This window comes from Actinomadura sp. KC345, from assembly GCF_004348515.1.
In the GTDB taxonomy this organism is placed as follows: Bacteria; Actinomycetota; Actinomycetes; order Streptosporangiales; family Streptosporangiaceae; genus Spirillospora.
On the sequence record NZ_SMKH01000383.1, the window covers coordinates 1 to 6,152 of the forward strand.

5 protein-coding genes are annotated in these 6,152 nt (G+C 72.0%); 2 read left to right on the forward strand and 3 right to left on the reverse strand.

The window, feature by feature from the left end; all coding sequences use genetic code 11:
- Window positions 1–29: 29 nt before the first annotated feature.
- Entirely contained in the window at window positions 30–1,286 is a 1,257-nt protein-coding gene (locus E1281_RS35985; protein WP_131884174.1) for a cytochrome P450, read from the reverse strand.
- A gap of 415 nt (window positions 1,287–1,701) precedes the next feature.
- On the opposite strand from E1281_RS35985, the gene E1281_RS35990 reads away from it, so the two are divergent.
- Window positions 1,702–3,351, forward strand: coding sequence for an ABC-F family ATP-binding cassette domain-containing protein (locus E1281_RS35990; protein ID WP_131884175.1), 1,650 nt, complete (start codon window positions 1,702–1,704; stop codon window positions 3,349–3,351).
- Window positions 3,352–3,410: 59 nt separating this feature from the next.
- Here the strand turns inward: E1281_RS35990 and E1281_RS35995 are convergent, their stop codons facing one another.
- Together E1281_RS35995 and E1281_RS36000 are read right to left on the reverse strand one after the other, a co-directional pair.
- Window positions 3,411–4,400, reverse strand: coding sequence for an MBL fold metallo-hydrolase (locus tag E1281_RS35995; protein WP_131884176.1), 990 nt, complete (start codon window positions 4,398–4,400; stop codon window positions 3,411–3,413).
- Between the two features lie 64 nt (window positions 4,401–4,464).
- The gene (locus E1281_RS36000; RefSeq protein WP_131884177.1) at window positions 4,465–5,625 is read right to left on the reverse strand and encodes a steroid 3-ketoacyl-CoA thiolase; all 1,161 of its coding nucleotides are present in this window, start codon (window positions 5,623–5,625) and stop codon (window positions 4,465–4,467) included.
- Window positions 5,626–5,799: 174 nt separating this feature from the next.
- Between E1281_RS36000 and E1281_RS36005 the strand changes: the two genes are divergently transcribed.
- On the forward strand, window positions 5,800–6,152 hold a 353-nt coding region (locus E1281_RS36005), incomplete at its 3' end, for a hypothetical protein (RefSeq protein WP_207943702.1).

A 6,152-nucleotide genomic window follows, 5' to 3' on the forward strand; every position in this document is an offset into this window, starting at 1 on the left:
GGGGTGGCGGTCACCGGAACCTCCTCGGGTCAGGACGGGGTGAAGCGCACCGGCAGCTCCTTCAGCCCGTTGACGAAGTTCGACCGGAGCCGGCGGGGTTCGCCGGCCGGTGCGATATCGGGCATCCGGTCCAGGATGGTCTCGAAGATGATCTTCAGGTTCATCCGGGCCAGATGGGTGCCCAGGCAGAAGTGGGGCCCGCCGCCGCCGAACCCGATGTGCGGGTTGGGGTCGCGGCCCACGTCGAACGCGAACGGGTCCTCGAACACCCGCTCGTCGCGGTTGGCCGACCCGTAGAACAGGACGACCTTGTCGCCCGCCTTGATCTCCTTGCCGCCCAGCTCGACGTCGGTGAGGGCGGTCCGGCGGAACTGGTTGATCGGGCTGACCCAGCGGACGATCTCCTCCACCGCGGTCGGCAGCAGGCTCCGGTCGGCCTTCAGCCGCTCCCACTGATCGGGCCGCTCGAAGAACGCCTGCATGCCGCCCGCCGTCGCCGTCCGCGTCGTCTCGTTCCCGGCGATCGACAGCATGATCACGAAGAGCTGGAACTCCTCCTCGCTGATCCGCGAGCCGTCCGCGTCCGGGGTGAGCAGCTTGGTCACGATGTCGTCGCGCGGCGTGGACTCCCGGCTGCGCGCCAGCTCCCCGGCCCAGCCGGCGAACTCGGCCGCGCACATCTGCGACTCGGTCCGGTCCCCGATGTACTCCGGGTCGTTGAACGCCACCAGCTTGTTGGACCACTCGAAGATCTTCCGGCGGTCCTCGAGCGGCGCGCCGAGCAGCTCGCAGATCGTGTAGAGGGGCAGCGGCGCGGCGAAGTACTCCACGAAGTCACACTCGCCCATGGGAGCCGCCTTGTCGATCAGCTCGTGGCAGATTTCCCGGATGTGGTCCTGCAGGCGGCCGATCATGCGCGGGGTGAAGCCCTTGTTCACCATGGAGCGCAGCTTCGTGTGGTCCGGGGGGTCCTGGAACAGCATCATCTGCCCGTAGAGGGCGATGTCCTCGTCGGTGAACTCCTCGAACATCGCCGTCCGGGCCTGGGACGAGTAGGGATCGGCGCGCCGGGACACCTGGACGACGTCCTCGTGGCGCGTCACCGCCCAGAAACCCGGGACCCCGTCGTTCGGGTCCTGGTGCCAGTGGACGGGGTCGTTGTCGCGCAGCCACGCGAACTGCTGGTGCGGGATGCCTCCGCGCTCGTACACGCCGGGGTCGATGATGTCGATCTCGGGAGCGCGGAACGTCCGGGTGGCCGAGGCGATGGATGTCTCAAGTGCCATGGGCAAGACCCTTCGTGCGGAGAGTGAACTCGAGGTCGACGGCGTGGGACGGGCCTCAAACTGAGCGCTTGCTTGGGGCCCGCGGACTTAGAACACGTTCTAACATGAGACTCCAGTCTCATCAAGAGTCCAGCCCGCCGGAGTGACGCGCATCGCACGCCACTCCCGCCTCACCGGCCCGCGGCGGCGCCGCACCTCCGGGACCGGGGCCGGGGGCGGAAAACGGTTTGCGGGACGCCTGGGCGCGGCTTGTAGCCTGATCGGCATGCCACGGCTGTTCTTCCTCTGATCCCACTCTGGACGGCCCGTCCTCGCACCGAGCGAGCCGCGGGCGGTCTGAAGCTGCCCTGAGCCAGCCCGAAGGCGCGCCCCTTTTTCACGTGTCTCCACGTGCGCGCCTCCGTCCGGAGGAAGAATGACCATCTCCATCACCCTGCCCGCACGTGCCCGCGCGCAGCTCACCGCCGAGAACGTCCGGGTCGTCCGCGGCGGGCGCACCGTCCTCGACGGCGTGGACCTGACGGTCTCCCCGCAAGCGCGCTGGGGCGTCGTCGGAGAGAACGGCCGCGGAAAGACGACCCTGCTCCACGTCCTGAGCGGGGCGCTGGTCCCCGATGAGGGGGACGTCCAGCTCGTCGGGACGTTCGGGATCGCCGAGCAGGCCCTCTCCTACGACCGGCTGACGACCGCAACGGACGCCACGGTCGGCGAGGCCATCGATCTGGAACTCGCGGGCGCCCGCGCGGCGCTGAAGGCGTTCGACGGCGCCACGCAAGCCCTGGCGGAGGGACGGCCCGGCGCGGAGCAGGACTACGCCACCGCGCTGGACGCGGCGGAGGCCCTCGACGCCTGGGACGCCGACCGGCGCGTCGATCTCGCCCTGGAGAACCTGGGCGCGGTCACCGACCGGAGCAGGCGGCTGTCCGAGCTGTCGGTCGGGCAGCGCTACCGGGTCCGGCTCGCGTGCCTGCTCGGCGCCGAGCACGACTTCCTGCTCTTGGACGAGCCGACGAACCACCTGGACGCGGCCGGCCTGGAGTTCCTCACCGCGAGGCTGCGGGCCCATCCCGGCGGCGTCGTGGTCGTCAGCCACGACCGGGCGCTGCTGTCGGACGTCGCGACGACGATCCTCGACCTCGATCCGAGCCGCGACGGGCGGCCGAACGTCTACGGGGACGGGTTCGCCGGCTACCGGGAGGGCCGCGAGGCGGAACTCCAGCGGTGGGAGCAGGAGTACGAGCAGCAGCGCGCCGAGCATGCGCGGCTGACCCGCGATCTGTCCGAGGCCCAGAACCGGCTCGTGACCGGCTGGCGGCCGGACAAGGGGACCGGGAAGCACCAGCGCGCCACCCGCGCTCCGGGCGTCGTCCGGGCCGTGCACCGGCGCCGCGACGACCTGGAGAGGCACGCGGTGACCGCGCCGGTGCCGCCGCAGCGCTTCAGGGTGCCGGACCTGCCCGCCCGTCCCGGGGTCTCGCTGCTGAGCGCCGACGGCGTGCGCGTGGAGTCCCGGCTTCACCAGGAAGTGTCGGTGTCCGTGGAGTCGGGGTCGCGCCTGGTCGTCACCGGCCCGAACGGAGCGGGGAAGTCGACGCTCCTCGCGGTGCTCGCGGGCGACCTGGCCCCGACGAGCGGGACGGCGCGGCGGGCCCGGAAGGCGCGGGTGCAGCTGCTCGCCCAGGAATCGCCGCATGCGGACGGCCGGCGCGCCCACGACGTGTTCGCCGCGCATGTGGGGCGCCTGATCACCTCAGGCCTCCTCGGCGAGGACGAGGCGGTCTCGCTCTCCGCGCTGGGCCTGCTGTCGTCCGCCGACCTCGCCAGGCCGGTGGGCGAGCTGTCGATGGGACAGCAGCGCCGCCTCGACCTGGCGATGGCGCTGGCGGCCCGTCCGCACGTCCTGCTGCTGGACGAGCCGACCAACCACCTGTCGATCGCCCTGGTGGACGAGCTGACCGAGGCTCTGCACGCCACCGCGGCGGCCGTGGTGCTGGCGACCCACGACCGGCAGCTCCAGCGCGACACCGCCGCCTGGCCCCGCCTCTCCCTCGCCCCGATCCGTTGAGTTGCGGCGTGTTGTTATAGCGGCCCGGAAAACAACAACACGCCGCATGTCAACGTGGGTCAGCGGAGCACGTAGCGGAGGGGGTCGTCCGTTCCCTCGCGGCGGGCGACCCCCCTCGTCTCCAGGGTCCGGATGTGGGCGGCGGCCTCGGCGGCGGCCATGCGGCGGGAGCCCTGCGCCATGTCGGCCCAGGCGTGGCGCCAGGTCAGCCCCGCCGTGACCTCCCACAGGGTGGTCGGACGCGACGACAGGAGGGCGGCCACCTCGGCGAGCCGTTCCTCGTGGTGGTCGATGATCTCCTGAGCGCGGCCGGACAGGCCGTTGAAGCGGTACTGGTGGGCCGGAAGGACCTCGTCCACCGACATCGCGGAGACCTTGTCGAGCGAGCCGAGGAACTGGCCGAGGGGGTCGACGTCCGGGATGTCGTAGGGGTAGAGGCCGACGTGCGGGGTGATGCGCGGCAGCACGTGGTCGCCGGTGAAGATGCGGTCGCCGTCCTCAAGGTGCAGGCAGATGTGCCCGGGGGAGTGGCCCGGCGTCCAGATGGTGCGCAGGCTGCGGCCGGGCAGGTCCACGAGCTCGCGGTCGGACAGCTCGCGGTCCGGGATGGCGGGCGGATCGACCCGGCCGCCGTCGGCCGGTTCGGTCAGCTCCGCGTCCGACGCCCCGGCGCGGCGCAGGGAGGCCAGCTCCATGGAGCTCCGCTGGGCCCGGTCGGTGGTGTGGAACATCCGGATGAACTCGGCGTCCGCGTGGTGCATCGCGATCCAGGCGCCGGACGTCTCGCGGACGCGCCCGGCCAGTCCCGCGTGGTCGGGGTGGAAGTGCGTGACGACCACGCCGTGCACGTCGGCGACGTCGATCCCGAACGTGCCGAGACCGCCGCGGAGGGCCGCCCACGCGTCCTCGTGCTGCCAGCCCGCGTCGATCAGGACGGGGCCCTTGGGGCTCTCCAGCGCGTACACGAGCGTGTAGGCGAGTGGATTGTCCGGGATGGGGACTGGAACGCTCCAGAGCCCTCCGCCCAGATCTTCGGGTTCCGGCTGCAAGGAGACCGCCTTTCGCGCCTGTGAGGGCCCCGGCCGTCGAGGCCGGGGCCCGTGGGGAGTCCGTTCAGATCCGTTCGAGGATGGTCGCGGTGGACAGGGCACCGCCGCAGCACATGGTGACCAGGGCCGTCCCGGCGTCGCGGCGCTCCAGCTCGTGCAGGGCCGTCGTGATCAGCCGCGATCCGGTCGCGCCGACCGGGTGGCCGATCGCGATCGCGCCGCCGTTGACGTTGACCCGGTCCATGTCCGGCTTGTGGACCGACGCCCAGGACAGCACGATCGACGCGAAAGCCTCGTTGATCTCCGTGATGTCGATGTCGTTCATCGTCATGCCGGACTTCTGGAGGACGCGCTCGGTCGACTGGACCGGGCCGTCCAGATGGTAGTACGGCTCCGAGCCGACCAGCGCCTGGGTCCTGATGCGGGCGCGGGGACGCAGGCCGAGGGCCTTCGCCTTCTCCTCCGACATCAGCAGGACGGCGGCGGCGCCGTCGGAGATCTGCGACGAGGTGCCCGCCGTGTGCAGCCCCTCGGGGCCGAGGACCGGCTTGAGCTTGGCGAGGCCGTCGGCGGTGGTCTCGCGCAGGCCCTGGTCGCGGGTGACCTCGCGGGTCTCGCCGGTGACGTTGCCCTCCGCGTCCAGGACGGGCGCCGTGATGGGGGCGATCTCGCGGTCGAAGCGCCCGTCCGCCCACGCCTTGGCGCCGAGCTGCTGCGAGCGGGCGCCGAACGCGTCCAGGTCGCCGCGGGTGATCCCGCGGCGGGCGGCGATCCGCTCGGCGGCCTCGAACTGGTTCGGCATGTCGATCGACCAGTCGTCCGGCCGCGGGTTCGCGGGCAGGACGTTGCTGCCGAGCGGCGCGCGGCTCATCACCTCGACGCCGCAGCCGATCGCGACGTCCACGACTCCGGCGGCGATCTGCGACGCGGCGAGGTGGACGGCCTGCTGCGCCGACCCGCACTGGGCGTCGATCGTGGTGACCCCGGTCTGCCAGGGCAGTCCCGCGTACAGCCAGGCGTACCGGCCGACGTGCCCGCCCTGCTCGCCCGCCTGCGTCACGCAGCCCGCGAAGACCTGCTCGACCTCGGCGGCGTCGATCCCAGCGCGCCCGACGGCGGCGTCCAGCGCGTGCGCCAGGACGGCCTGGGCCTTCAGGCCCGCCAGCCAGCCGTTGCGCTTTCCGAGCGGCGTGCGCACCGCCTCGACGATCACCGGGGTACCCATATGGTCTCCTTCTAGAACGCGATTCGCATTCAACTGTAACCGGTTCTAGATTTCGTTGAAGGACCGTCCCACGGAGTAGGACGCCGCCCGCGATCTCCCCCGCTCGGGTGGGTGGATCGCGCGGGCCGTCGACTAGCCTGGTGGCGGACCGCCCCCGGCGCCGGAGAGACCGCCATGGCCGCAGACTTCGACGAGCCCGTGTTCGACGACGACTTCATCAGGGGCGCCACGTTCACCGAGCCGAGCGCCGACGAGCGGCTCCGGCCGCCGAGCAGGCGCGAGCAGCGGCGGATGCGCCGCGCCGCCAGGCGCGCCCGGCGGACCGGCGGCGGCGGCTCCCTTCTCCGGCGGCGCCGTGGCCGCGAGCCGAGCCACCGCAGGGCCGTGCTCCAGCTGATCGGCATCCTCGCGGTGCTGTTCGCGGTCTCGTTCGCGCTCTGGTGGTTCAACAAGCTCCCCGCGGAACCCGAGCCGGTGCAGCGCATCGTCCCGACGGTTCCCGAGGCCCCGCCCCCGCAGCCCGAGCA

Bases quoted from the DNA above. Each gene is read 5' to 3' on its own strand.
- E1281_RS36000 (WP_131884177.1), bottom strand. From the start codon at position 5,625: ATGGGTACCCCGGTGATCGTCGAGGCGGTGCGCACGCCGCTCGGAAAG.
- E1281_RS35990 (WP_131884175.1), top strand. From the start codon at position 1,702: ATGACCATCTCCATCACCCTGCCCGCACGTGCCCGCGCGCAGCTCACC.
- E1281_RS35985 (WP_131884174.1), bottom strand. From the start codon at position 1,286: ATGGCACTTGAGACATCCATCGCCTCGGCCACCCGGACGTTCCGCGCT.